The 26042-nt window shown below is 70.6% G+C and carries 26 protein-coding genes; 15 read left to right on the top strand and 11 right to left on the bottom strand.

Translation table 11 applies throughout. The features are described 5' to 3' along the window. Positions 1-32: 32 nt before the first annotated feature. Positions 33-1190: a bifunctional 2-methylcitrate synthase/citrate synthase gene (locus ACT3UL_RS13600; protein ID WP_444578784.1), complete on the top strand. Its 1158-nt coding sequence runs from the start codon at positions 33-35 to the stop codon at positions 1188-1190. 124 nt (positions 1191-1314) lie between these two features. Here ACT3UL_RS13600 and ACT3UL_RS13595 read toward each other — a convergent pair whose 3' ends face one another. After that, entirely contained in the window at positions 1315-2100 is a 786-nt protein-coding gene (locus tag ACT3UL_RS13595; protein WP_444578783.1) for a FadR/GntR family transcriptional regulator, read from the bottom strand. 277 nt (positions 2101-2377) lie between these two features. Here ACT3UL_RS13595 and ACT3UL_RS13590 point away from each other — a divergent pair, with 277 nt between their 5' ends. The 4 genes from ACT3UL_RS13590 to ACT3UL_RS13575 all read left to right on the top strand — a co-directional run bounded on the left by ACT3UL_RS13590 (position 2378) and on the right by ACT3UL_RS13575 (position 8081). After that, complete coding sequence (locus tag ACT3UL_RS13590; RefSeq protein WP_444578782.1) at positions 2378-4063, top strand: L-lactate permease; 1686 nt, start codon at positions 2378-2380, stop codon at positions 4061-4063. 104 nt (positions 4064-4167) lie between these two features. Continuing rightward, complete coding sequence (locus tag ACT3UL_RS13585) at positions 4168-5418, top strand: alpha-hydroxy acid oxidase (RefSeq protein ID WP_444578781.1); 1251 nt, start codon at positions 4168-4170, stop codon at positions 5416-5418. A gap of 172 nt (positions 5419-5590) precedes the next feature. After that, on the top strand, positions 5591-7354 hold the full coding sequence (gene ilvD / locus ACT3UL_RS13580) for a dihydroxy-acid dehydratase (RefSeq protein WP_444578780.1): 1764 nt from the start codon (positions 5591-5593) through the stop codon (positions 7352-7354). 28 nt (positions 7355-7382) lie between these two features. Next, on the top strand, positions 7383-8081 hold the full coding sequence (locus ACT3UL_RS13575) for an alpha/beta fold hydrolase (protein ID WP_444578803.1): 699 nt from the start codon (positions 7383-7385) through the stop codon (positions 8079-8081). On the opposite strand, the gene ACT3UL_RS13570 is transcribed toward ACT3UL_RS13575, so the two are convergent. From ACT3UL_RS13570 to ACT3UL_RS13555, 4 genes are read right to left on the bottom strand one after another with little or no spacing between them, the layout of a single operon-like run. Beyond that, a complete protein-coding gene (locus ACT3UL_RS13570; protein ID WP_444578779.1) occupies positions 8068-8661 on the bottom strand; it encodes an AAA family ATPase in 594 nt (197 codons plus the stop codon). The genes ACT3UL_RS13575 and ACT3UL_RS13570 overlap by 14 nt on opposite strands. 1 nt (position 8662) lies before the next feature. Next, complete coding sequence (locus ACT3UL_RS13565) at positions 8663-9439, bottom strand: class I SAM-dependent methyltransferase (RefSeq protein ID WP_444578778.1); 777 nt, start codon at positions 9437-9439, stop codon at positions 8663-8665. A gap of 32 nt (positions 9440-9471) precedes the next feature. Next, on the bottom strand, positions 9472-10080 hold the full coding sequence (locus tag ACT3UL_RS13560) for a class I SAM-dependent DNA methyltransferase (RefSeq protein ID WP_444578777.1): 609 nt from the start codon (positions 10078-10080) through the stop codon (positions 9472-9474). Next, positions 10077-10601, bottom strand: coding sequence for a hypothetical protein (locus ACT3UL_RS13555; RefSeq protein ID WP_444578776.1), 525 nt, complete (start codon positions 10599-10601; stop codon positions 10077-10079). The genes ACT3UL_RS13560 and ACT3UL_RS13555 overlap by 4 nt, the downstream gene beginning before the upstream one ends. A 66-nt stretch (positions 10602-10667) precedes the next feature. On the opposite strand from ACT3UL_RS13555, the gene ACT3UL_RS13550 reads away from it, so the two are divergent. Beyond that, positions 10668-11429, top strand: a complete 762-nt coding sequence (locus ACT3UL_RS13550; protein WP_444578775.1) for a phosphotransferase — start codon at positions 10668-10670, stop codon at positions 11427-11429. A 22-nt stretch (positions 11430-11451) separates the two neighbouring features. On the opposite strand, the gene fmdA is transcribed toward ACT3UL_RS13550, so the two are convergent. Next, positions 11452-12708: a formamidase gene (fmdA, locus tag ACT3UL_RS13545; protein WP_444578774.1), complete on the bottom strand. Its 1257-nt coding sequence runs from the start codon at positions 12706-12708 to the stop codon at positions 11452-11454. A gap of 57 nt (positions 12709-12765) precedes the next feature. Further along, the gene (locus tag ACT3UL_RS13540; RefSeq protein ID WP_444578773.1) at positions 12766-13053 is read right to left on the bottom strand and encodes an FmdB family zinc ribbon protein; all 288 of its coding nucleotides are present in this window, start codon (positions 13051-13053) and stop codon (positions 12766-12768) included. A 137-nt stretch (positions 13054-13190) separates the two neighbouring features. On the opposite strand from ACT3UL_RS13540, the gene ACT3UL_RS13535 reads away from it, so the two are divergent. Next, positions 13191-13523 carry a hypothetical protein gene (locus ACT3UL_RS13535; RefSeq protein ID WP_444578772.1) on the top strand — a complete coding sequence of 111 codons (333 nt, stop codon included), beginning with the start codon at positions 13191-13193 and terminating at the stop codon, positions 13521-13523. Here ACT3UL_RS13535 and ACT3UL_RS13530 read toward each other — a convergent pair. Further along, positions 13510-14322 carry a TetR/AcrR family transcriptional regulator gene (locus ACT3UL_RS13530; RefSeq protein ID WP_444578771.1) on the bottom strand — a complete coding sequence of 271 codons (813 nt, stop codon included), beginning with the start codon at positions 14320-14322 and terminating at the stop codon, positions 13510-13512. The genes ACT3UL_RS13535 and ACT3UL_RS13530 overlap by 14 nt on opposite strands. Before the next feature lie 108 nt (positions 14323-14430). Here ACT3UL_RS13530 and ACT3UL_RS13525 point away from each other — a divergent pair, with 108 nt between their 5' ends. From ACT3UL_RS13525 to ACT3UL_RS13500, 6 genes are all read left to right on the top strand, one after another. Next, positions 14431-15417 carry an NAD-dependent epimerase/dehydratase family protein gene (locus ACT3UL_RS13525; protein WP_444578770.1) on the top strand — a complete coding sequence of 329 codons (987 nt, stop codon included), beginning with the start codon at positions 14431-14433 and terminating at the stop codon, positions 15415-15417. Positions 15418-15456: 39 nt separating this feature from the next. Beyond that, positions 15457-15957, top strand: a complete 501-nt coding sequence (locus ACT3UL_RS13520; RefSeq protein ID WP_444578769.1) for an SRPBCC family protein — start codon at positions 15457-15459, stop codon at positions 15955-15957. A gap of 100 nt (positions 15958-16057) precedes the next feature. Continuing rightward, positions 16058-16783: a DUF899 family protein gene (locus ACT3UL_RS13515; RefSeq protein WP_444578768.1), complete on the top strand. Its 726-nt coding sequence runs from the start codon at positions 16058-16060 to the stop codon at positions 16781-16783. A gap of 159 nt (positions 16784-16942) precedes the next feature. Further along, positions 16943-18262 (top strand): sensor histidine kinase, encoded by a 1320-nt coding sequence (locus ACT3UL_RS13510; RefSeq protein WP_444578767.1) that lies wholly within the window; start codon positions 16943-16945, stop codon positions 18260-18262. Further along, positions 18250-18891 (top strand): response regulator transcription factor, encoded by a 642-nt coding sequence (locus tag ACT3UL_RS13505; RefSeq protein WP_343925667.1) that lies wholly within the window; start codon positions 18250-18252, stop codon positions 18889-18891. Before ACT3UL_RS13510 ends, ACT3UL_RS13505 begins: the two co-directional genes overlap by 13 nt. 501 nt (positions 18892-19392) lie before the next feature. Further along, the gene (locus ACT3UL_RS13500) at positions 19393-21258 is read left to right on the top strand and encodes an HNH endonuclease (RefSeq protein ID WP_444578766.1); all 1866 of its coding nucleotides are present in this window, start codon (positions 19393-19395) and stop codon (positions 21256-21258) included. On the opposite strand, the gene ACT3UL_RS13495 is transcribed toward ACT3UL_RS13500, so the two are convergent. Beyond that, complete coding sequence (locus ACT3UL_RS13495) at positions 21230-21829, bottom strand: class I SAM-dependent methyltransferase (RefSeq protein ID WP_343925663.1); 600 nt, start codon at positions 21827-21829, stop codon at positions 21230-21232. The genes ACT3UL_RS13500 and ACT3UL_RS13495 overlap by 29 nt on opposite strands. A gap of 136 nt (positions 21830-21965) precedes the next feature. Here ACT3UL_RS13495 and ACT3UL_RS13490 point away from each other — a divergent pair, with 136 nt between their 5' ends. After that, positions 21966-23192, top strand: coding sequence for a glycosyltransferase (locus ACT3UL_RS13490; protein WP_443398055.1), 1227 nt, complete (start codon positions 21966-21968; stop codon positions 23190-23192). Further along, positions 23189-24052 carry a PIG-L deacetylase family protein gene (locus ACT3UL_RS13485; protein ID WP_444578765.1) on the top strand — a complete coding sequence of 288 codons (864 nt, stop codon included), beginning with the start codon at positions 23189-23191 and terminating at the stop codon, positions 24050-24052. Before ACT3UL_RS13490 ends, ACT3UL_RS13485 begins: the two co-directional genes overlap by 4 nt. Before the next feature lie 67 nt (positions 24053-24119). On the opposite strand, the gene ACT3UL_RS13480 is transcribed toward ACT3UL_RS13485, so the two are convergent. After that, positions 24120-24842 carry an endonuclease/exonuclease/phosphatase family protein gene (locus ACT3UL_RS13480; RefSeq protein WP_444578764.1) on the bottom strand — a complete coding sequence of 241 codons (723 nt, stop codon included), beginning with the start codon at positions 24840-24842 and terminating at the stop codon, positions 24120-24122. 114 nt (positions 24843-24956) lie between these two features. After that, positions 24957-26012 (bottom strand): ADP-ribosylglycohydrolase family protein, encoded by a 1056-nt coding sequence (locus ACT3UL_RS13475; protein WP_343925655.1) that lies wholly within the window; start codon positions 26010-26012, stop codon positions 24957-24959. Between the last annotated feature and the right edge of the window lie 30 nt (positions 26013-26042).

Here is a 26042-nt window from a genome sequence, read left to right as displayed (position 1 = left end):
CCCGACACCGACGTCGACCCCAGGAGCGAGACATGAACGAGACCACCGAGATCCGCAAGGGACTGAACGGAGTCGTCGCCGACGTCACCGCTGTCTCCAAGGTCAACCCGGAGACCAACTCCCTGCTCTACCGGGGATATCCCGTCGCAGAGCTGGCCGCCACACAGTCCTTCGAGGCCGTGGCGCATCTGCTGTGGACCGGGGAGCTCCCCACCGCCGAGGAGACGGCCGCGGCGACCCGCCACGAGCGCTCCCATCGCGCGCTGGCCGCCGAGGTGAAGGCGGCGATGGACTCCCTGCCCACCACGTGCCACCCGATGGATGCGGTGCGCACCGCGGTCTCCGTCCTCGGGGCGCTGGATTCTGCCGCGCAGGACTCCTCTCGCGAGGCCGAGCTGGAGAAGGCGAAGGTGCTGTTCGCACAGCTGCCGGCGGTGGTCGCCTATGAGCAGCGTCGTCGTCGGGCCGGCGGCCCCACCGAGCCGATCCCTCCGCGGGAGGATCTGGACTACTCCCGGAACTTCCTGTGGATGACCTTCGGCGAGGAGCCGGCCGACGAGGTGGCCGATGCCTTCCGCGTCTCGATGGTGCTGTACGCCGAGCACTCCTTCAATGCCTCGACGTTCACCGCCCGGGTGATCACCTCGACCCTGTCCGATCTGCATTCCGCGGTGACCGGCGCGATCGGTGCGCTCAAGGGCCCCCTGCACGGCGGCGCGAACGAGGCCGTGATGCACACCTTCGACGAGATCGGCATCCGGCCCGAGGAGTCCCAGGAGGAGGCCCGCGCCCGGGCGAAGGCCTGGATGGACGATGCGCTCGCCCAGAAGAAGAAGGTCATGGGCTTCGGGCACCGGGTCTACAAGCACGGGGACTCGCGGGTGCCGACCATGAAAGAGGCGATGGACGCGATGATCGCCTACGTCGGGCGGCCCGAGGTGCTGGGGCTGTACGACGGGCTGGAGCAGTCCATGGACGAGGCGAAGGGCATCAAGCCGAACCTGGATTATCCGGCCGGCCCCACTTACCACCTGATGGGCTTCGACACGGAGATGTTCACCCCGCTGTTCATCGCCGCGCGGATCACGGGCTGGACCGCTCATGTCATGGAGCAGCGCGCCGCGAATGCGCTGATCCGCCCGCTGTCGGCCTACGACGGTGCCGACGAGCGCCCGGTCCCCGGCGTCTGAGTGCACCGCCCGGCCGGCTGGCTTTCTCGACCAGCCGACTGGTCATTCTCCCGACCGCCCAGCGCCCCGTCCTGCCGGCCACCCCGTCACTCAGGCGACGCCGCCGACGCTTTCGCGGGGCGGTTCAGTTCGTGGACAGGTCCGGGAGCATGTCCGAGGCGGCGCGGATGTGCTCAGCGGTCAGCTCCGCCGCGTCGTCTCCCCGGCCCTCCGCGATCGCCCGGAAGATCCCGTGATGCTGTCCGCGCAGGGTGCCGGCGATGTCCTCCCAGGTCGCGACCTTGGTGAACGCCTCCAGGATCGGGGCGCGCAGGGAGGCCCGGATCGCTCCGGTCATATCGGAGAACAGCGCATTGCCGCCGGCCTGGGCGATCGCGACGTGGAAGGCGGTGTCGGCCTCGTTGAAGGCCTCCCGGCTCACACCGGGCGCATCCATCACCGCCAGCAGCCGCTCGAGCTCGGCCAGAGCGGCCGCATCGGCGCGCTCCGCAGCGAGCGAAGCGCTGGTCCGCTCCAGCAGGATCCTCGCCTCGATGACCTCCTCGAGGCGGAAGTTCGACAGGGCGACATGGAGTCGGAGGAACTGCTCCAGGGCCGCGCTGGGCAGGGCGGAGACGAAAGTGCCGGCACCTCGACCGGATCCGACCTCGGAGCGCAGCACTCCGTAGGCCTCGAGCGCCCGGATCGCCTCGCGCACCCCCGCACGGCTCACCCGGAGCCGGGAGGCGAGCTCACGCTCGGGCGGCAGGAGGTCGCCGACGACGAGGGCGCCGGTCATGATCTGGTCCTCGATCGCGTCGATCACCAGCTCGTAGGTGCTGCTCCGCGTGACCGGGGCCCACGCGGCATCCGCGCCGGCGGCCCGCCCTCTGTGCGGTCGGACCTCATCATCGTTCGCTGTGTCGACCATTGACCCGTTCTAGCACAGGTGAGGCCGGAAAGCTCTCGGGATCTTGCTCCGCGACGCTCCAGGGCCTAACATTCGATCAACCCACCATGTGGTCAGACCACAGCACGGTCTACCACCCCTGTCCCCACCGACGCACGTTCCCCTCGGTACGCGTCCCCACCGACGCACGCTCCCATAGGCTCGCGCCCTCACCGATCCCCGTTCCCACCGACTCACAAGGCACGACATCGACGGCGATGCTGTGCAGCACCGCGGCTGATGTGTGTCGGAGGTTCCCATGTACACCCCTGACCTCGCACCACTGGCAGGCAGCTTGACGCTGACCTCGATCGTCGCGCTGCTCCCCCTGCTGACCATCTTCCTCACGCTCGGCGTGCTGCGCTGGAAGGCCCACTGGGCCGGCCTGGCCGCACTCGTCGTCGCGATGCTGGTCGCCGCCGTCGCCTACGGCATGCCGGTGGACCTCGTGGCCCTCTCCGCCACCGAGGGGCTCGCCTTCGGCCTGTTCCCGATCATGTGGATCGTCCTGAACGCGATCTGGCTGTACGAGCTGACCGTGCGCAGCGGCCGCTTCGAGGACCTGCGCCTGGTCATCGACGCGATCTCCGACGATCCGCGCGTGCAGGCGATCATCATCGCGTTCTGCTTCGGCGGCCTGCTCGAGGCGCTCGCGGGCTTCGGCGCCCCCGTCGCGATCACCGGCGTGATGCTGATGGCCGTCGGCTTCACCGCGATGCGCGCCGCGACCGTGGTGCTCCTGGCCAACACGGCCCCGGTGGCCTTCGGCGCGATCGCCATCCCGATCATCACCGCCGGCAACCTCACCGGGATCCCCTACCAGCACATCGGCGCGATCATCGGGCATCAGGCCCCGTTCTTCGCCGCTGTCGTGCCGCTGTTCCTGGTCTTCCTCGTGGACGGGAAGCGCGGCGTGAAGCAGCTGTGGCCGCTCGCCCTCGTAGTCGGCCTCACCTTCGCCATCAGCCAGTTCGTCTCCTCGAACTTCATCTCCGTCGAGCTCACCGACATCATCGCGTCGCTGGCCGGTCTCGCCGCCGCCGTGATCATGCTCCAGTTCTGGACGCCCCAGGGAGGCAAGGACGCCCTGGAGAAGATGCGCGGCGAGCGCGAGACCGAGCAGGCCGGTCCCGTGGACACCGGCTCCGCGGGAGGCGCCGTGGCCACCACGGCGCGCACCGACGTCCGTCTCACCCCGGGCCGTGTGCTCATGGCGCTGTTCCCCTACCTGCTGGTGATCGCGATCTTCTCGGCCTCGAAGCTGATCCCGGTGCTGAGCTCCGCCCTCGCGGCCACCGACATCAAGATCCCCTGGCCGGGCCTCGACGGCCACGTGTTCACCGCCGACGGCGAGCTCGCCGGCAGCACGGTCTACGCCTTCCAGTGGCTCTCCTCCCCCGGCACGCTGCTGCTGATCACCGGCATCATCGTCGCGATCGTCTACCGCCTGTCCCTCCGCGACGCCGCGGACGTCTACCTCACCAACCTCGTCAAGCTCCGCTACTCGATCCTCACGGTCGCCTCGGTCCTCGCCCTGGCCTACGTGATGAACCTGTCCGGGCAGACGATCACCATCGGCACCTGGATCGCCGGCACCGGCGCCGCCTTCGCCTTCCTCTCCCCGATCCTCGGCTGGCTGGGCACCGCGGTCACCGGATCCGACACCAGCGCCAACGCCCTGTTCGCCACGCTGCAGCAGACCGCCGCCGAGAAGGCCGGCCTGGATCCGGCGCTCCTCGTCGCGGCCAACACCTCCGGTGGTGTGGTGGGCAAGATGATCAGCCCCCAGAACCTCACGATCGCGGCCACCGCCGTCGGGCTGCTCGGGCAGGAGTCCGCCATCTTCCGCAAGGTCATCTGGTGGAGCCTTGGGATGCTCGCCGGCCTGTGCCTCCTGGTCGGCCTGCAGTCCACCGTGCTCTCATGGATGATCCCCACGCTCTGACCCGCCACCACCCACTGCCCCGCACTGCCAGCCCCTGCCGGCCCGCTGACATCCCCCTGACATCCACTGCCACCCATCGACCGTCTCTCGTGAAGGAGCACCCCTTGGTCAAGCGCCAGGTCCCCCGTCCCGCCGAGCTCCTCGAGCTCATGAAGTTCAAGAAGCTCGACCTCGATCCGAAGCATCGCCGGCTCTCCTCGGCACTGACCATCGACGATCTGCGAAAGGTCGCGAAGCGCCGCACGCCGGCTGCTGCCTTCGACTACACCGACGGTGCCGCCGAGGGCGAGATCTCGATGCAGCGTTCCGTCGAAGCCTTCCAGGACATCGAGTTCCATCCCGCGATCCTCAACGACGTCTCCCACGTGGACACCACCACCCAGATCCTCGGAGGCAGCTCCTCCCAGCCGTTCGGCATCGCCCCGACGGGCTTCACCCGCCTGATGCAGACCGAGGGCGAGACCGCCGGCGCGGGCGCGGCCGGCGCTGCCGGGATCCCGTTCACCCTCTCCACGCTCGGGACCACCTCAATCGAGGACGTCAAGGCCGCGAACCCGATGGGCCGCAACTGGTTCCAGCTCTACGTGATGAGGCAGCGAGAGGTCTCCTACGGGCTCGTCGAGCGTGCAGCCGCCGCCGGCTTCGACACCCTGTTCTTCACTGTCGACACCCCTGTGGGCGGGGCGCGCCTGCGCGACACCCGCAACGGCTTCTCGATCCCGCCGCAGCTGAGCGTCGGCACGGTGCTCGACGCGCTCCCGAGGCCCTGGTGGTGGTGGGACTTCCTCACCACGGCGAAGCTCGAGTTCGCGTCCCTCTCGTCCACCGGCGGCACGGTCGGCGAGCTGATCGACTCCGCGATGGACCCGACGATCAGCTTCGACGATCTCGCGGAGATCCGCGCGATGTGGCCGGGCAAGCTGGCCGTCAAGGGCGTCCAGACCCTCGACGACGCGAAGCGGCTCGCCGACCTCGGGGTCGATGCGATCGTGCTGTCCAACCACGGCGGTCGCCAGCTGGACCGCGCTCCGGTGCCCTTCCATCTGCTGCCCCAGGTGGCCCGCGAGGTGGGCAGCGACCTCGAGATCATCCTGGACACGGGTATCCGCAGCGGCGCCGACATCGTCGCCGCGATCGCACTGGGAGCCGACTTCACCCTGATCGGCCGCGCCTATCTCTACGGCCTGATGGCCGGAGGCCGCGAGGGCGTGGACCGCACCATCGAGATCCTCTCCGACGAGGTGGAGCGGACGATGAAGCTGCTGCAGGTCCCGACCCTGAAGGACCTCACGCCGGAGCACGTCACCCAGCTGAGCCGCTACACGCGGATCGGGGACGGCGCGCGGATCCGCTGAACCGCCACCCCACGCCCGGGCGATCCCTCGTCCGGGCCCGCCCCTGCTGGATTCCCCTGCCCCTCGGCCCGCGCCCGCCGACGGGCAGGGCGATCCCCGCCGAGGGGCAGGCCCCTCCCGGCCGAGGGGTAGTCCCCTTCCCCGCCACGAGGACCCGGCATAGAGTCGGGCCATGAACGCCGACGACGCCCTCAGCACCGCAGCGACCTCTCTCCCCGACGCCGACGCCGACGCCACGTTCTCCGCCCCGGACATCAAGCCCCGCAGCCGCACCGTCACCGACGGGCTCGGCGCCACGGTGTCCCGCGGGATGCTCCGCGCGGTGGGGATGGGCGATGCGGACTGGGACAAGCCCCAGATCGGGATCGCGAGCTCGTGGAACGAGATCACCCCCTGCAACCTGTCGCTGGACCGGCTGGCCCAGGCGGCGAAGGACGGTGTGCACTCCGGCGGCGGGTACCCCCTGCAGTTCGGCACCATCTCCGTCTCCGACGGCATCTCCATGGGGCACGACGGGATGCACTACTCGCTGGTCTCCCGCGACCTCATCGCCGACAGCGTCGAGACGGTGATGAGCGCCGAGCGGCTCGACGGCTCCGTGCTGCTGGCGGGATGCGACAAGTCCCTGCCCGGCATGCTGATGGCCGCCGCGCGCCTGGATCTGGCCAGCGTGTTCGTCTACGCGGGCACGATCATGCCCGGCCGCGTCACCTTCGAGAGCGGCGAGGAGAAGGACGTCACCATCATCGACGGCTTCGAGGCGGTCGGTGCCTGTGCCCGCGGGCTCATGAGCCGGGAGGACGTGGGCCGCGTCGAGCGCTCGATCTGCCCGGGCGAGGGCGCCTGCGGTGGTTTCTACACGGCCAACACCATGTCGACCGCCGCGGAGGCGATCGGGATGTCGATCCCCGGCTCCGCGACTCCCCCGTCGGCCGATCGCCGTCGCGATGCCGATTCCCGCCGCGCGGGCGAAGCGGTGGTGGAGATGCTCCGCCAGGGCATCACCAGCCACGACATCATGACCAAGCCCGCGTTCGAGAACGCGATCGCGGTGGTCCAGGCTTTCGGCGGCTCCACCAACGCGGTGCTGCACCTGCTGGCGATCGCCCACGAGGCGGATGTGGACCTCACCCTCGCGGACTTCGCCCGCATCGGCGCGAAGGTCCCCCATCTCGCCGATCTGAAGCCCTACGGCCGCTACGTGATGAGCGATGTCGACCATGTGGGCGGGATCCAGGTGGTCATGAAGACTCTGCTGGACGAGGGCCTGCTGGACGGCGACTGCCTCACCGTCACCGGTCGGACGATCGCGGAGAACCTCGAGATCCTCGCACCCCGCCCGGCCGACGGGAAGGTGCTGCGGCCGGCCTCGGCACCGATCGCACCCACCGGTGGGATCACGATCCTGCACGGCTCGCTCGCCCCCGAGGGGGCGGTGGTGAAGTCCGCCGGCTTCGAGGAGGACGTCTTCGAGGGCACCGCCCGCGTGTTCGAGCGCGAGCAGCATGCGCTGGACGCCCTGAACGACGGGACCATCACCCACGGTGACGTGGTGGTGATCCGCTACGAGGGCCCCAAGGGCGGGCCCGGCATGCGCGAGATGCTCGCGATCACCGGCGCGATCAAGGGCGCAGGTCTGGGGAAGGACGTGCTGCTCATGACCGACGGACGCTTCTCCGGCGGCACCACCGGCCTGTGCGTGGGCCACATCGCCCCCGAGGCCGTGGACGGCGGCCCGATCGCCTTCGTGCGCGACGGCGACCGGATCCGGCTCGACGTGGGCTCCGGGGCGCTGGACCTCCTGGTCGACGAGGCCGAGCTCGAGGCCCGCCGCGAGGGCTGGGAGCCGCTGCCCCCGAAGTTCACCAAGGGCGTGCTGGGCAAGTACGTGAAGCTCGTGCAGTCCGCCTCCACCGGCGCGATCCTCGGGGACTGAGAGCGACGACAGGAGACCCGCCTTGACCGTGAGCACCGCGACCACCACGTTCGTGCTGATCCACGGTGCGGCCGACGTCGGCTGGTCCTGGCACCTCGTGGCCGACGAGTTGCGTGCGCACGGCCACGAGGTCATCGCGCCGGACCTCCCCTGCGAGGACGAGAGCGCCGGGCTGCCGGAGTTCGCGGACGTCGTCGTCGAGGCGATCGGTGATCGCCGCACCCGCCGCGACCTCGTCGTCGTCGGGCATTCCTTCGGCGGCTTCACCGCACCGCTGATCGCGGACCGTCTGCCGGTCGCGGAGCTCGTCTACGTCGCCGCGATGATCCCGGCTCCCGGCGAGCGCCCCGGCGGCTGGTGGGCCCGCACCGGCTACGAGGCGGCGGTCGCGGAGCAGGCGGCCCTCGACGGCGGACTGACCGGGAACGAGGACCCGTACGTCAGCTTTCTGGGCGGGGTGCCCGACGAGCTGGCACAGGAGGCGATGCACCGGTCCCGTGGGCAGGCCGACGCGTCCTCGGCGGCGCCGTGGCCGCTCGCCGCGCATCCACAGGTGCCGACCCGAGCACTCGTCGCCCGGGATGACCGCTTCTTCCCTGCCGACTTCCTGCGCCGCGTGACCCGCGAGCGTCTGGGGATCGAGGCCGAGGAGATCCCGGGCTGCCACTGCGCCATGCTCAGCCATCCCCGGGAGCTGGCCGCTGCGCTGGAGCTCAGCCTGCGCTGAGCAGGGCGACGAGTGCCGCGAGCACGTCGTCGCGACTCCCCCGCCCGTCGATGCGTCGCATCGCGGGACGGTGCGCGAGCACCACCTCGATGGACCGCACGAGATCCGCGGCATCGACCGGCCCGACGAAGCGGTCGTTCGCCGCCTGTTCAGGACGGTCCGGCGCCGCCCGCCTGCCCGCGAGCCGCTGTGCGAGGGTCTCCTCGTCGACCACGAGCGCCGCCTCCACGAACCGCGCCCCGCAGTCCGCGGCGAGCTGCTCGAGCTCCTCGAGGAACGCGGTGCGCGCGAGGTACTGCCCGAGGATCACGTCGTACCCGTCGGCGAGGTGCTGCCGGATCAGTGCGACCGCGAGCCGCCGGGCCTGCAGCCCGGACGCCTGCAGGTCCTCATCCCATCCGCCGAGGGCGTGCTTGAGCGTGTCGATGTCCAGGGCGAGGGCCAGCGGGCGCTGCGCCACGAGCAGCGCGGCGAGGGTCGACTTCCCGCTGCCGGGGGCACCGCTGAGCAGCACCAGGGCCGGGACCGAGGCAGAGGCAGAGGCAGAGGCAGAGGGCGAGATTAGCGAGTTCTGGGTCATCTCAGGCCTCCGAGACCACGAGCACGAGCGAACCCTCGTACTGCGGGAGATTGCGCAGCTCGCCGTGCTTCGCATCCCAGGTGCCCTCGAGGAGGTCCACGGTGAGCTGCTGGGTGAAGCGGGCGATGACGGCAGGCTCCACGAAGCTCCACGCCGAGCAGGCGAGCTGCGCCTCGACGTCGAGCAGGCGCTCCGGGCGTCCGTAGTAGGCCTCGGTGAACCCGTCGGTGCAGGCCTGCGGGATCGCCACCACATTGCTCGAGACCTTCCCGCCGAGCCCTTCGGCGAGTGCCTCCAGAGAGGGATAGCGACGCGCCTCGACAGCGAGCACCTCGGGCGCGTACTCGCGCACCCAGAACTCCTCGACCCTGGTCGGATCGCAGGTCAGGATCACCACGGGGCCACGGGTCACGCGGCGCATCTCGCGCAGCCCCGCGCCGACGTCCCGCCATTGGTGGACGCTGAACGTGGCCATCGAGGCGTCGAAGGAGTCGTCGGCGAACGGCAGCTGCTCCGCGGTGGCATCCACCGCGCGCGGCAGCTCCGCGGGTCGCTGGGCGCGCATCACCGCCGAGGGCTCCACCGCGGTCACCTCACGGCCTGCGGGCTCATAGGACCCTGCTCCCGCCCCGACGTTCAGCACGGTGCGCGCCTCCCCGAGCGCGTCCGTGATCACGGAGGCGACCCGCGGATCGGGCCGCCGGTATCGGGAGTACGAGGAGCCGATCTCCCCATAGTCCGCGTCGCCTGCGCTGCCATCTCTCGCTCGTGTGCCCATGCCGCTCACAGTAGCCACCGGGGCGTGCGCAGTCAGCGGCGCTCGGCGATGAGCGCGGCGTGGGGGCGGGCGCCGGGGTCCTCGCGGCGCTCGAGGGAGACGACGTCGAAGCCTGCGTCCTCGAGCAGCTGCGCCATCGTCTCCGCCGGCCAGAACCACGCCGGGGCCATCGCATGCGCGAAAGATTCCTGACGGCGGCCGTCGAAGAAGCCCAGCAGCAGCGATCCCGCAGGCCGCAGTGCTGCGCGGAGCTGTGCGAGGACGTCCGCGAGCTCTCCCGGCTCGAGATGGATCAGCGAGTACCAGGCGAGGATCCCGCCCCACGATCCTGCGTGCACGGTGCGCAGGGACCCTCCCGCCAGCTCCGCGAAGGACCCGACGTCGTACCCGATCCCAGGATGGTTGCGGCGTGCGATCTCGACGAACTCCGGGACCGGATCGATCCCCCGGGCCTCGTGACCGAGGGCGGCCAGATGCGCGGTCCAGTGACCGGGCCCGCAGCCGGCATCGAGGATCGGCCCCTCGACGGCCGACGCCCAGGAGTCGATGCGCACCCGATCCTCGGGTGCCATCGCCTCGATCGTGCCGAGCAGGTCGGCGTACTCCTGCGCGCGGGTGGCGTAGGCCTCGATGGTGGTCATCGGAGTCCCCCGATTCTTACAACCTGCTCCCAGAGGATCTCGGCACAGCGAGCCGGCGACGCCGTCTCCGGGGTCCTCAACAGACGCTCCGCCGGAAGGAGTGAACGCAGTACCGCGGCATCCGTGGCGGCATCCGCGATCAGGGCATCATGCTCGCCGCGGGAACGCAGACGGTCGGCACGTACAGAGTCCTCCACCTCCCATCCGAGCAACGCAGGATCTGCAGGCTCGTCGACCCCGGGAACCTGGTCCAGCAGGACGACGGGGAAGTCGGCGCGCGTGACGAACCCGGCGATCTGGGCCCAGAGGCGGTTGTAGGCCGGCCAGATGTGCGCAGCCGCCGGATCGGCGATGGGGACGCCGAGCAGTGCCCCATCCTCGAGGATCTCGTCGATGTCCGCGACGACCGCACGACCGCGCGCGACCTCCACGAGGTGCGGCAGCACGGTGGACTTCCCCGTCCCCGGCGGCGCCGCGATGCGGATCAGGCTGGGAAGCTTCGCAATGGGGTGCGATGTCATCGGCCGTTTCCCTCCGGTCCTGCCATCGTCTCCGCGCTCGGAGATCCGTGCTCCTACAGTAGTGCGATGACCGAGCACCCTGAGCTGGCTCTCGACGGCGGCAATGCGACCGAGGGCGTGGTGCGCGTCGGCGACACCGTGCGCAAGCCCTGGGAGCCGACCACGCCCGCCGTCCAGGAGCTGATGCGCACCGTCGCGGCGGCGGGGATCGACGTGCCCGAGCCGCGGGGCCGCGACGACCGCGGGCGACAGATCCAGGAGTTCGTGCCCGGATCTCTCGCTCTGCACTCACCCCCGCTCACCCTCGCCGAGCTGGGCCGCGTCGGCGCGCTGATCCGCGCGATCCACGACGCCTGTGAGGGGTTCATGCCGTCGGCCCCCGCTCCCTGGGAGCCGCTGCTCCCCATGCCCGGAGGAGAGACGGATCTGGTGTGCCACGGGGACCTCACCCCGTGGAACCTGATCCTCGGCGAGCGCTGGGTGTTCATCGACTGGGACGGCGCGGCCCCGAGCACCCGGCTCTGGGATCTCGCCTACTCGGCGCAGGCCTTCACCCTCAACGACGCCTCCGCCGAACCCGAGGAGTCCGCCGTGCGCCTCGCGGCCCTCGTGGACGGCTACGGGGCGGGCGAGGAGCTGCGTGCTGCCCTCCCCCGCGCGATGGCGGAGCGCACCGAGGCGATGTTCGAGCTGCTGCGGAGCTCGAACATCGCCGATCGCGACCCCTGGGGATCGATGTTCACCCAGGGCCACGGCGAGCACTGGCGCCGGGCCGCGGACTACGTCGCCGAGCATCAGGCCCGCTGGGCTAGCGCCCTGAGCTGTTAGGGCCGACGGGCCCCGTCAACCCTCAGCCCACGCTCGCCCGGGGCGCTCCGATCCCCGGATCGATCTGCGGCACCTCGCCCGCTCCGGGCCGGATGTCGATGTCGAAGATGTCCAGCGGCAGATACACCGTCGCGCAGGCGTTGGGGATGTCCACGACCCCGGAGAACCGGCCCTCGATCGGAGCGGCGCCGAGCAGCAGGTAGGCCTGTTCCTTCGACCAGCCGAACATGGACAGATAGTCGATCGCGTGCAGGCAGGCCCGCTGGTAGGCGAGGTGCGAGTCGAGATAGCGCTGCTCGCCGTCGAGGGTCACCGAGGTGCCCGAGAAGGAAAGCCACTGGCTGTGCTGCGGCGCCGTGTTGCCGGGCATGAAGATCGCGTTCTCGGAGACGTTGTACTTCTCCATGCCTCCCTTGATGACGTCGACATGGAGGTCGAGGAAGCCGCCCATCTCGATGCCGCCGCAGAAGGTGATCTCCCCGTCGCCCTGACTGAAGTGCAGATCGCCCACGGAGAAGTTCGCGCCGTCCACGAACACCGGATAGAAGATCCGGGTGCCCTTGGTGAGGTTCTTGATGTCCTGGTTGCCGCCGTTCTCGCGCGGCGGGGCGGTGCGGGCGCCCTCCCCGGCGACCCGGTCACGGTCCCCCTCGCTCACTCCGCCGAGGATCGCGCCGTCCGGCTCTGGCGGCAGGGCGAGGGCGGGGACGCGGTCCGGCTCGGTGGCGATGAGCGCGCCCTCACGCGCGTTCCAGGTTGTCAGCAGCTCCGGGGAGGGCGCGGTGCCCATGAGCCCGGGATGGATCATGCCGGTGAACTCGACGCCGGGGACGTGGCGGGAGGTCGTGCGGTCGCCGCGGAAATCCCACACCGCCTTGTACGCATCGGGGAACTCGTCGGTGAGGAAGCTGCCGCCGTTGCGCTTGGCGAAGATGCCCGTGTAGCCCCAGCCCTGACCGGCCAGCGGCCCGGAGTCCTCCTGCGGGATCGGGCCGACGTCGAGGATGTCCACCACGAGCAGGTCGCCGGGCTTGGCGCCCTCGATGCGGAACGGGCCGGAGAGGGTGTGGACCGTGTGCAGCGGGGCCGAGGCGATGTCCTCGGCGGAGTCGTCGTTCTTGATGTAGCCGTCGAACCATTCGCGGCAGTCCACGCGGAAGGTGTCCCCGGGGCGCACGCTCACCGCGGGCGGGATGTCGGGGTGCCAGCGGTTGTGTCCCAGGATCTTCTGGTCGGTGAAGGGCTTGGTGGAATCCAGCGGGAAGACGTTCTCGGGCATGATCTCTCCTTCCACAGCGATGGGCCGCGGGCCGGCGCCATCAGGTCCAGGGGCGCCTCAGGGGCGCGGCAGCCGCGCGTGGCGCGGATCGTGCGTGGTGCGGGCGGGGCGCGGGGCTCCGCGTCCGGGCACCTGGTCGACGACCGTGGGCGCGTGCGCACTCGACTCGGTGCGGTCGATGAGCTGGGCTCGCGCGGAGCCGAGATGGCCGAGCGCCGGTGAGCTGATCAGCCGGGTCGCCGCGCTGCCGCACTCGGGGCATGGCGCACTGCGCTCCGACGCCGCCATCGACAGCAGCAGTTCATGCAGGTGGGAGTTCTCGCAGCGGAATTCGTAGAGGGGCACGACGACCTCCATGTGATGCAGTTCATAGATGACGCCCACCGTAGCCCGTCCGGGTCGGCGCCGGGCGGAATTCGGCGCTGGCACCGCTCGCCCGCCAGCCCCGTTCGTCTGTCGGACCCCCTGCGTAGGTTCGCGACATGACCACGACAGGACCGGTCCTCGCGCACCCCTCGACAGGCGGCACCGCTCAGGACGAGCGGGAGCAGATTCGCGCCCTCCTCCTCGAGCGGCGTCCGGAGCTCGCCCAATACCTGCAGGTCGGCCCGAGCGGCGCCCTGCTCCTGCCCATGTCGGCTGGTCGCGGGATCGAGATCGGGAGGATGCGCCGACGGGGGCGGGCGCGCTGGGTCGTCGTGGTGCCGGAGGCCGACGGGGCACGTCTGCGGGAACCCGCGTCCGTGCTGGCCGCGGCGCGCATCGCCCTCGCCGCGTGGGATCAGGAGTCGGGCGGGCGCCTCAGCGTCCGGTGACGAGGTCCGCCAACAGCTCGACCTGACTCGCGAGCAGCTGCTCGCCCACGGCGGCGGCATCCGCCCCCAGCTGGCGGAACACGTGGGCGCTGATGACTCCGACCAGGCTGCTCCACGCGGTCACGGCCCGCACGCCGACCTCGGCGTCGGCCTGCACGCCGAACTCGGCGAAGTGGGCTTCCAGCAGCGTCTGCACCTCGGGGTCGACGTACAGGGTGCGGTGCTTGTCGGCAGAAGTTCCAGCGCCTGACGCACCCACTGCCACTGCCCCTGCGCCTGCGTCTGCGTCTGCGTCTGCGTCTGCCGCGATCATGAGCATGCGCGCCATGACCCGGGTGCCATCGGCGTTGGTGCTCTCCGCCGGGGCGTCGTAGCCGCTCACCGGCGTGCCGTACAGCAGGGTCCAGCGCTCGGGGTGCGCGAGGGCCCAGCGGACCATCGCCGTGGCCAGCGCATGGAAGCGCGCCTGCGGATCAGCGCCGACTTCCGCCTCCGAGCCAGCTTCCACCTCGGCGAGCGCCGCGTCGACGGCGTCGGCGAGGTCGGTGTAGGCGTCGACGATGAGCAGCGTGAGCAGCTCGTCCCGACAGCTCACGTAACGGTAGACCGCAGAGGAGACCATGCCCAGGCCGCGCGCGATCTCGCGCACGCTGAGCTCCCCCGCCCCGCACTCGGCGAGCTGGGCGTTCCCGAGCTCGACGATGCGCGCCATCGTGCGCTCCCGAGCCACCGCTCGCGGCGTGGCCGACTTTCTCGTCGCAGTCCCGTCGGCCGTCGTCGCAGTCCCGTCAGCAGTCATGTCGACATCCTCCCACACATCGAGAGCACTGCTCTCGACTCTCAACCGAGAGCAGTGTTCACTGTTATCGACAGCACCGAGAGCAGTGCTCACACTTGAGGAGTCACCATGCATCATCTCGTCATCGGAGAAGGACAGATCGGCCGCGCGATCATCGAGCGCGCCCTCACGGACGGCGACAGCGTCACCGTGCTGCGACGCAGCGAGGTCGCCCCGACCCCGGGCATCGACCGTGTCGCGGGCGACGTGCTCGACCCGGCTGCCCTCCAGACCGCGCTCCTCGGAGCCGACGCCGTCCACGCCACCTTCCACGCCGCCTACGACGCCCGCATCTGGCGACGCGAACTGCCTCCACGCGAGCTCGCCGTGCTCGAGGCCGCCGCCGAACGGGGCATCCCCGTCGTCTTCCCGGAATCGATGTACGCCTTCCAGGGTGGGGCCTCGAATCTCGCCGAAGGGGCGGATCGCACGCCGCTGGATGCGAAGGGCGAGGTGCGCGTCGCGCTGCTCGAACAGCGCCGGCTCCATACCGCGCGCACCCTGAGCCTCGTCGCCTCGGACCTCGTGGGCCCGACCGCCGTGGGCACCGGCGCGGCCGTGGCCAGCGCCATGGTCATCGAGCGGATCGCCGCCGGGCACCGTCCGATCGTGGCGGGCGCTCCCGACGCCCCGCACACGCTCACCCACATCCCAGATCTCGCGCGCGCCATGCTCCACGCGGCGCGGCACGCCGAGCGCCTCGCCCCGACGGGGGACGCGGTGCTCCACGCCCCGTCGGCCGCAGCACGTTCCCCGCGTGAGCTCATCGCCCTCGCCTCGGACCTGCTGGACCAGCCGGTCCGTCGGCCGCTGCGGATCCCGCTGTTCGCCCTGCGCACGCTGTCCGGGGTGGTCACCTTCGCCCGAGAGCTGTCCGGCATCTCGAAGCTCTGGTATGAGCCCTCCGTGCTGCAGCCCGGCATCCTCACCGCCCAGGAGGGCCTCGAGCCGACGCCGTGGCCCGAGGCCGTGCGGGCCACGGCAGAGCGTGCCGCAGCGGTGACGTCCGGGGCCGTCACGACACAGACCTCCTCGAGCGCCCCCTTGGCCTCGTGAGCCACCCGCCCGAGGGAGGCGACTGCTAGCGTCACGGCCATGAGCGAGCACACCGGCACCACAGCGGACGCAGCGACGACTCGAGACACCGCGACGCACGACGAATCCGCGACGCACGACGATTCCGTGACCCCCTCGGGCGGCAGCGCATCGCGTCACCTCGACGTCCTCATCGAGCGTCCCTGGCGCGCCGTCTACGAGTACGCGAGCGATCCGCGGAACCTCCCCCGCTGGGCCGCCGGCCTCGCCGGCAGCGAGGTGCAGCGCGAGGTCTCCCAGTGGTCGATGAACTCCCCGATGGGGAGGGTGCTGGTGAGCTTCGTGCCGGAGAACGAGTACGGGGTCCTCGATCACACGGTCACCCTCCCCACCGGCGAGTCCGTGCTGAACCCGGTGCGGGTGCTGCCGCTGGACGACCAGCGCAGCGAAGTCGTCTTCACCCTGCGTCGAGGCACGATGACCGATGCAGAGTTCGCCGACGACGCCGAGGCCGTCGCGGCGGACCTCGCGACGCTCAAGAGCATCCTCGAGACGAGCTGAGGGCAGCTCGGAGCTCCGGGCCGCTGTCGATCCTGCCGATCCCGTTCGACGACAGGGTGAGGACGGCGAGAGACGCCGCCTCGCAAGGAGGATGACCCTGATGGCCCGTTGCACCGAGACGCCGGCGCAGCCGATCGACCAGCCAGCGCGCCCCAAGGCCCAGCAGCCCGTCGCCGCGCCCCCTGTCGTGGGCCGCGACGACTTCGAGGAAGCGCTCGCCGCGCAGGTCACTCTGGAGAAGGAGGTGACCCGGGCGAACGATCGCGCCTCCGCCGCGCGTCGCCGCCTGCCCATGGTCGAGGTCCCCGACTACGAGTTCACCGGCGAGGACGGTCCCGTGCGCCTCTCGGAGCTGTTCGCCGGGCGCTATCTCCTGCTGGTGCAGAACGTCATGTACGGCACCCACTGGGACGAGGGCTGCCCGAGCTGCACCTGGGCGGTGGACAACCTGCCGGCGAACATGGGCCGCCTGGACGAGGAGGAGATCTCCTTCGCGATGATCTCCGAGGCGCCCATCGACAAGCTCCGCGCCTGGCGCGAGAAGCAGGGCTGGCCGCACACCTGGGTCTCCTCGGCCGGAACCGGCTACCACGGGGACTGGGGATGGACGCTGACCAGCAAGGACGACAGCTATTCGGGCCCCGTCCCCGGCTACTCGTACTTCCTGCTGCGTGAGGGGACGGTCTACCTCACGTACGCGACCTATGCCCGCGGCACGGAGGCGATCCTGCCGGTCCCGCACATCATGGATCGCACCGTCTACGGCCGCCAGCAGGCCTGGGAGGATTCCCCTGCCGCCTGGCCGCAGTACCCCACCTACGGGTGAGCACACCCGGGCCGGGAAACGGCTGCGGGCGGCGGGCGGCGGGCTGCGGGCTGCCGCCGAGATGCTGGCGGGTCATGTCGGCAGATGTCGGGCCAGCCCGACAATTCCTGACCGGGTGACAGGATGGGGCCGACGACGGTCCGACGACAGAGTTGAGACATGAACACCATGACCATGACCCCACCTGTCGACGCCCCGTCGGCCCAGCGCTGGTCCGTCGGCCGCTGGGCGGCGCGGATCGGCCGCGTCCTGCTCTACGTCATCATCTCCTTCGTGCTCGGGACCCTCGGGTTCAGCGTGGTCCTCACCCTGCTGGCTCTCGGCGCGGGCACCGCCGTGATCTGGATCGGACTGCCGATCCTCGTCGGCGCCGTGCTCACGACCCGCGGCTTCGCCGCCGCCGGCCGCACCCTCGGCTCCAGCCTGCTCGGCACGGACCTGCCGACGCCGGCTCCCAAGCAGGCACCGGAAGGTGCTGGCTGGGGCCGACGTCTGGTCACCCCGCTCACCGACCCTCAGTCCTGGCTCGATGCGCTGTGGATCCTGACGAACTTCCTGCTGTCCCTGATCACCTTCCCGCTCGCACTGCTGTGGACCCTCGGGTCGATCGCCGTCGTCGGCGGCCCCGTTTCCGCGCTGGTCCTGGACCGCACGCTGCCGGACTCGGGCAACAACGGTCTCGGCGCGCTGATGGGGTTCACCGGTCAGTCCGCCCTCGCCGCCGACATCGCCGTGCAGTTCGCGGCTGGCCTGTTCTTCCTGCTCACCGTGGGCCTGGTGATGCGGGGACTCGGCGCCGCCCACGGTGGGCTCGCCCGCGGCCTGCTCAGCTCCCGCTATGAGACGCAGCAGCGCCTGCTGCGCACGCAGGAGTCCCGCGCCGCCGGGCGCACCGCAGAGTCCACCGCGCTGCGCCGCCTCGAGCGCGACCTGCACGACGGACCTCAGCAGCGCCTCGTCCGGGCCACGATGGACCTGGCCCGAGCCGAATCCCTCGCCGCCGAGAATCCGGAGAAGGCCGGCGAGGTGATGCGCGGGGCCCGCGAGCAGCTGGGTCTGACGCTCGATGACCTGCGTCGGCTCTCGCGCGGCATCGCCCCGCCGATCCTCGTGGACCGGGGCCTCGCCGCCGCGCTCACCGAGCTCGCCGCCATCTCCCCGGTGCGCACCACGATCGAGTGCCCGGACCTGAAGCTGCCCGAGCATGTCGAGATCGGCATCTACTACGTGGTCTCGGAGTCGCTCACGAACGCCGCGAAGCACTCCGAGGCGCAGAAGATCCAGGTGGAGGTGGCCCGGATCGGGGATGATGCCCGGGTGAGGATCGAGGACGACGGCCGCGGCGGGGCCGAGCTGCGCACCGGCGGCGGGCTGGCCGGGCTGGCCGGCCGGGTCGCCTCCCTCGAGGGCACGTTCCGCGTCGACTCTCCCGTGGGTCACGGCACCCGGGTGGAGGCGGTGATCCCGTGCGCATCGTGATCGCTGATGATTCCGCACTGCTGCGCGAGGGCCTGAGACTGCTGCTCGAGGATGCCGGACACGAGGTGGTGGGCACGGCCGCCACCGGCACCGAGCTGGTGGTGCGCGCCCTGGAGATCCGCCCGGACCTGGTGATCTCCGATATCCGGATGCCCCCGAGCCATACCGACGAAGGACTGCGGGCCGCGCAGGAGATCCGACGTTCGTGGCCGGAGGCGCCGATCCTGCTGCTCAGCCAGTACGTGGTGGTCAGCTATGCGACCGAGCTGATCGAGACCGGCGAGAGCGCCACGGGCTACCTGCTCAAGGACCGCGTGTTCGACATCCGTTCGTTCCTCGAATCGATCGAGCGCGTCGCCGCCGGCGGTGTGGCGATCGACCCGGACGTGGTGGGCCAGGTGATCTCCTCACGCCGGCGCACGCCGCTGGACGACCTCACCCCGCGCGAGCGAGAGGTGCTCGAGCTCATGGGCGAGGGCCTCACCAACGCCGGGATCTCCGAGCGGCTGTTCATCAGCGGCGGAGCCGTGGAGAAGCACACCCAGCGGCTGTTCGCGAAGCTCGGCCTGAGCGAAGGGTCGAGCGTGCACCGGCGGGTCACGGCCGTGCTGACGCTGCTGGGGCAGTGACCCCAGCCCGTTCAGAGCTCACCGGTCGGGCCGCCCTGCAGATCTTCCGGGGCGAACTGCATATCCTCCGGGGCGCCCCGCAGAACTTCCGGGGCGCCCCGCAGAACTTCCGGGGTGCCCCCGCAGATCTTTTGGGGCGATCTGCGGGCCATGCGCGGCGTCAAGGGCGTCACTCGTTCAGGCATTCTTTCCTCCCCACCAGAAGTTATCCACAAATCCCCGTGGTCCCGCGTGGAGAAACGCACCAGCTCCCTGGCGCGGTGCGGGTGGCCCACAAAACATACACTTACATACGCGACACATAGACAGAACATTCATGCAGGCAGATCGCCCATTAGGTGGATCCGGCACTCCTGATCCCGTGTCGCCTCGCTCTGCACAGCGCTCTGACCTTTCCTCCACACACCCCTGTTATCCACAAACTTTATCCACACCATTCTCGTCATCCACATTCCGGCTCGAGCACTTCCTTCGCCCCCAAGAAACACCTACGCTCGAGATATGGAAGAACGACCCGCAGGAGAGCAGGCCGACGAGGAGCCCGGATCGGGCGATGACCCGTCGGCCGGCGATCTCCTGTGCGACGTCGCCGCCCATGTCGCCGCCCTCGAGGCGAGTCCCGGGGCCCGGAACCTTCTCTCCGAGATCCTCGCGGCCACGCTGCAGGCCTTCACTCGGACCACCTCGGTCCGTGACCCCCTGCCCGCCACGGCGCCGCACTCCGCGGAGGAATCGCTCGCGATCCTCGGCGGTCTCGATCACCTGCGATCGTCGCTGGCCGCCATCGAGGCCACCTGGCAGGTCCACGCCGAGCAGAGGATCCGTGAGGCGGATCGACGTGAAGGGGCCTCCACCGCCGCCCAAGGGAAGGGTGCGGCGTCCGAGGTAGGGATCGCCGGCCGTGTCTCCCCGGCGTCGGCGTCCTTCTCCCTCGCGTCGGCCCACAGATTGGTGCAGCACCTGCCGGGCACCTTCGGCCGGCTCTGGGACGGGCGGCTGCCGGTCCGTCAGGCTGCCACGGTGGCGAGCACGCTCGCCGCCGCGGATCCGGAGACCTGCGCAGCTATCGACAAGCTGATCAGCGAGGACCCGCTGTCCTTGGCCGGGAAGGGCGACCGTCAGCTGCGGTCCGACCTCCAACGCATGATCCAGCAGCTGGAACCGGAGAGATCCCGCGATCGTGCTGAGCGCGCCGCCCGCGCCCGGCACGTCACGATGACTCCGCTGGCCGACGGCATGGCCCGTGTGAACGCGGTGCTGCGTGGTGTCGACGCGGCCGGCCTGATGAAGTCCCTGCAGCGAGGCGCCGAGTCCCTGCGCGCCGCAGGGTCCAAGCACTCCGTGCCCGCACTCGAAGCGGACCTCCTCGTGGGCGCCGTGCTCGAGCGCTCCGACCCTCCACCCGCTGGCGAGGATCGCGTTCGCAGGTCACCCGGTCTCGAGCTCGGCATCGTCATCACGGACACCGCGCTGCTGGGTCGCGACAACGAGGCCGAATCCGCTCAGCTCGAGGGCTACGGCACGATCCCGGCCCACGTCATCACCGACACCCTGCGCGGTACTCCCCCGGGCCACCTGCGCAGCTCCGCAGAGGACCATCCCGACGAGGAGGTCAGCGCCTTCTACCGGCGCCTCTACACCTCCCCGAGCACGGGTGAGCTGGTGGGGATGGAGTCCCGGGCCCGCGCCTTCCCGGCTGGACTGGCCCGGATGATCCGGTGGCGCGACGTCACCTGTCGCACGCCCTGGTGCACCGCGATCATCCGCCAGATCGACCATGTCGAGCCGCATCACCGCGGCGGCCCGACCAGCTATGCCAACGGCCAGGGGCTGTGCACACGATGCAATCTCGCCAAGGAGCTCGGACTCTGGACGCTGACACCCTGCGACACGCCCCCGGCACCGGAATCTCCCGGAGCCGGCTGGGCCTGGAGCAGTCCCCACGGCGCGTACGGTCTATCCCCCATGCCTCGACTGATCGACCGGCAGGAACCAGCCGGCACCCCACCTCCGGCGAATCCACCTGCCACGACACCCCCGACGGAGGACCCCGACCCGCCGGATCCCGCAGCAGGGTCAGGACCCTCGGAGCCGCCGGAGAGCCCTCCGGCTCCTGTCGCCGCCTTCCACCGAAGGGAATCCCAAGCCACGGCCACCATTGATACGAATCCTGGGGGCCAGGGCGGCCGGAGTCGCAACCGCGACCGCATCGCAGTGCGGAACTGTCCATCGACAGAGCCTCCGGACGGCCGAAGGGTCGCCATGAGGCCTCGGAGACCTAGAACGCGTGGGAGGCCTGGCCCGCGTGGGGGACCTGGTCCGCCAGGGTCACTGAGAGTCAGCCCAGCTTCCGGGCGAGGGTCGTGATGACGTGCCAGTGCTTCTTGTCGGCCAGGAAACGGCCGTCCTCATCGCGCACGGTGCGGTCGATGATCTGGAAGCCGCGAAACATCGCGTCGATCTCGTGCAGCGGGAGGGTCGCGATGTCGGGACGGTCGGCCCAGGTGTCGTTCGTGCCGAACAGGTCCACAGCCATCACTCCTCCGCGAGGGAGCGCCGCCACCAGCTTCGTCCAGGTCCGTGCCAGGGCGTCACGCCCGAGCAGGCCGAGGGTGTAGGTCGAGTACACGATCTGCGCGGTCGGGAATTCCTCGACGTCGGCGATATCGACATGATGGAAGTCCACCGAGCCGCTCATCCGCTCGTTCTCGATGAGGCGACCCGCGATCGTGTCATCGGTGTCATAGGCGTGCACGGTCCAGCCGCGTCGCGCGAACTGCAGCGAATCCGCTCCGGCACCAGCACCGAGGTCGAGGACGGTGCCGGGTTGTCGATCGCCACCAGCCGCAGCGATCGCTTTCGCTACGAGACGGCGAGCAGGACGGCCCGCCGCGTGGACGTTCAATGCAGCCCAATCCACTTTCTCCGCCGTATCCATGCTTCTCAGGCTGGACGACCGTTAGCCCGGTTTCAACTTCCCGTGACGCAGGACGCCCTGTGTTTCGTCACGGGCGAACATTCGGCGCCCCCAGGTCACACCGTCAGCACCCCATGTCGCCGCCTAGGATGCTCCCATGTCTGTCGTCCCCTTGCGCATCGCCGCGATCTCCCTGCACACCTCGCCTCTCGAGGAGCCTGGTGGAGCCGACGCAGGCGGGATGAACGTCGTGGTCCTCGAGCAGGCCCGAGCGCTGGCCCGGCTCGGCCACGAGATCGATCTGTTCACCCGCCGTCGGGATCCCGACGCGCCCGCCGTGGTCGAGGTGGAAGCCGGCATCCGTCTGCACCATCTCGATGCCGGTCCGGCGCGACCGATCGCCAAGAGCGCGATGGAACAGGCGATCGGGCCCTTCCGTGACGCCCTCGGCTCGGCGCTCGCCGAGGGGTCCTACGACCTGGTCCATTCCCATCATTGGTTCAGCGGTGTCGCGGCGCTGCCCGTCGCCTGCGAGCTCGGACTCCCCCACCTGCAGTCCTTCCACTCCGTCGCCGCCCCCGACGGCTCCGAGGGCCTCGACGCCGGTGAGCCCGCAGAATCCGTCGGCCGCATCCCCGGCGAACGCTTCGTGGCCCAGGGCTCCGACCTCGTCGTCGCCGTCTCCGAGGCGGAGGCACGCACCGTCGCCGAGCGCTATGGCGTACCCGGCGACCGCCTCACGGTGGTCCGGCCCGGGGTCGATGTGGACCGTTTCCGTCCCTGCGACGACGTCGACGCCCGTCGGGAGCGGCCAACCCTCCTGTTCACCGCACGCCTGCAGCCGCTCAAGGCCCCCGATCTCGCCCTCGAGGTGCTCGCCCATCTCGACCCCGATCTCGGAGCACGCCTGGTGCTCGCCGGCGGCGTCTCCCAGGACTTCGAGGACTACCTCGCCGAGCTCCAGGACCGGGCCCGCGAGCTGGGCCTCGAGGACCGCGTCGAGTTCGTCGGCTCGTTGGGCCGCGACGAGCTCGCCGAGGCGATGCGCTGCGCCGGGGCCCTGCTGCTGACGAGCTGGTCGGAGACCTTCGGCCTCGTCGCTCTCGAAGCGCAGGCCAGCGGGACCCCGGTCATCGCCTGGCGCTGCGCCGGAGGGGTGCAGGAGGCGGTCGGCCCGGAAGGGGTCGTGCTGGGCAGCCGTGACCCCGACGTCTGGGCCGAAGCCGTCCAGAATCTGCTGGCCGACGCCGACACCTACGCGAGCGCTGTGCGCTCCGCCCGCGAGTTCGCCGCCTCCCGCACCTGGGACGCCGCGGCCGAGACCCTCTCCGCGCTGTACACCAGCGTGCTCGACACCGATCCCGTCGTGGGAGGCACCGCATGACCACTGATCCCTGGATGCTCCTCGAGGACGCCGCCACGGTGCTCGCCGTGCATGCCCATCCTGATGACGAATCCCTTTCCACCGGAGCTCTGCTGGCCTCGCTCGCCGGCGCCGGGACACGCGTGGAGCTCCTCACCGCGACCCGCGGCGAGGAAGGGGAGGTCGTCCCCGGCTCCGTGCCGCCCGAGGACACCCGGCCGCTCGAACAGATCCGCGACGCCGAGATCGACGCCGCCACCTCGATCCTCGGGATCGCGGCCCGCTGCATGCTCGGCACCGCGCCCGCCCTCGCCGCGGGCGTCGCACCGCGCACCTACCGCGATTCGGGCATGCAGTGGATCCGCGAGGGGCTCGCCGGTCCCTCCGACACCGCCGGCGCGGACAGCTTCACCCATCGACCGCTCGAGGAGGCGGTCGACGACCTCGTGGCCCTGATCCAGGAGCGCCGGCCGGATGCCGTCATCGGGTACGACGACGAGGGCACCTACGGGCATCCCGATCACGTGCGCGCCCATCACGTCACCGCGGCGGCCTGCGCGCGCACCGGGACTCCGATGATCGAGGTCTCCAGCGCACCGGATCCCGCGGCCGACGCCGGCTTCACCTGGCGGGATCACCCTCGCGTGGCCGACATCGTCCGCCGCGCCGTGGACTCGTACCGCACCCAGCTCACGGTCGTGGGCTGGGCCGACGAGGAGCAGAGCGCCGGCGGGACCGAGAGCGCCGGCGGAATCAAGAGCACGACCGCAGGCGAGAACAAGAGCACGACCGCAGGCGAGAAGACGGGTATCTCGATCCGTCATGTCGGCGGCCAGGACGACGTCGTGCTGCTGCGGACGGGACTCCGTGTGCGGCGGTGAGCACAGCCTGCGGGGGGGGGTGAACTCAGCCTGCGGGAGCGAACTCAGCCTGCGGGAGCGAGTGTTCTCAGAGGGTGATGTCCAGCAGCGTCGGGCGGTGATCCGATGCCCCGGACAGTCGGTCCTCATCGACCCGGCGGGTCGAGGTCACCGCCCGCGCGTCGCGCACCGTCACCCCCGGCGTGGTGAGGATGGCGTCGATGCGTCGCACCGGCCCACGGGCCGGGAAGGTGTGCTCGCTCTGCGGAGCCGGATCGGTCAGCAGCGGCTCGAGCGCGGAGCGGGCCGGACCGTCGGCCGTCTCGTTGAGATCCCCGCCGACGATCGCCGGCGTCCCCGCACCGCGCACGAGCTGCGCGAGATGGGCGGCATGGCGCAGGCGGTTGTCCTCCTGCAGGGCCAGATGCGTCGAGAGGACCATCACCGACCCGCCGCCGGGCACCGAGAGCCGTACTGCGGCCACCCCGCGGGGGTAGGTCGAGTTCAGGTCCGTGATGGTCTGCTCGACCGCGTGGGTCCCCCGGCGGATCACCTGCGCGGCGACCTCATCGGTCGCGAGGATCGCGAGGCCTCGACCCCCGAACCCACCCAGCAGGATCTTCCGGTCGATCTGCCGCGCGAACCAGGACAGGCGCGTGGTCGGCAGCACGAACCGGGGCGCCTCCTGGACCAGCAGCACATCGGGCTCGAGGTCCTGCACCGCCTCGATCAGGGCCGGCAGGTCCCCCCGCAGCTCCCAGAGGTTCCAGGACACGATCCGCAGATCCCACGGGCCCGATGTGCTCAGCATGCTCAGTCCTCTTCCTGGTCGATCCGCGTGCAGCTCAGTTCGCGTGCTGTTCAGTGTTCCTCCTGCTCAGTCCGCGTGCTGCTCAGTCGGCGTTCTGCTCAGTCGGCGTGCTGTTCAGTCCTCGTCGTCGGCCGGGGCGGTCAACGATCCGAGCAGCCGGTCGATCAGGCCCCTCAGCTCGTCGGTCTCGTAGCCGGGCCAGCCGAACAGCACGCGGCGCCACTCCGGCGGCACGGCCTTCGGTCCCAGCGCAGCACCGATCAGAGCCCCGGTGATGCACGCGACCGTGTCCGTGTCGTAGCCGGCGCGGGCCGCGGACTCGAGCGCCGCGACCAGCGTGTCCCGCTGCGCGAACTTGTCCTCGGGCAGCGGCATCACCCCGGCGATCGCCGCCCAGGACGCCTGGAACGCCCCGACCACCCAGCCGTTGCGTCGGAAGAACGCGGGGGTGCCCCGCTCGGCCTCCTCGATCCGCGAGGTCCACAGGTCCCGGCGCTCCGCATCCAGCCGATCCAGGCCGCGGCGCACGTCGATCTCGCCCGTGAGGACCGCGTGTCGCACCGCGAAACCCCACAGCATGCAGGCCTCGGTCGCATCGGGATGGACATGTGTCAGACGACACACCGCGTCGATTCCCGCGGCTGCGTCGTCGTCCGAGGCCAGCAGATAGGGCATCACCGCGGCATGGGTGCGCATGAGCGAACCGTTGCCCGCCGAGGCCTCCAGCTCCTCGTACGCCGAGATCGCCGCCGCTCGGAAGTCGCGGGCCCGCGGGGCGTAGTGGTCCTCGGTACGGGCGCGGTCGGTGGCCCGCCGGATGACCTGCGAGGTGAGCGCACCGATATCGGGAGTGCCCAGCGACCAGGAGTACCACTCGCGGGCGATCTGGTCCTGCGCGGACTCGACCCGCAGGTCATGGCGGTCCGAGGCCGAGACCGCCGCTTCCAGCACCACGATCGCCATCGACGTGTCGTCCGTCCACTCCCCCGGCTGCCAGTCGAGGATGCCGCCGCCGATCATGTCGATGTCCTCGGACTCGACCACCGGGGCCTGGAACTCATAGGGGGCGCCGAGCGCATCCCCGGTGGCCGCGGCGATCACGGAACCGGCGGCGCGCCGACGCTGCTCAGGGGTCAGGCCCGTCTCCGTGTGCGGTGCGGCATTGATCATCACCTGATCATCGTTCCACACCGTCCTGGG

This window comes from Brachybacterium sp. 107 (assembly GCF_052379725.1).
Lineage (GTDB): Bacteria > Actinomycetota > Actinomycetes > Actinomycetales > Dermabacteraceae > Brachybacterium.
This window is presented reverse-complemented; position numbering and strand designations above follow the sequence as displayed.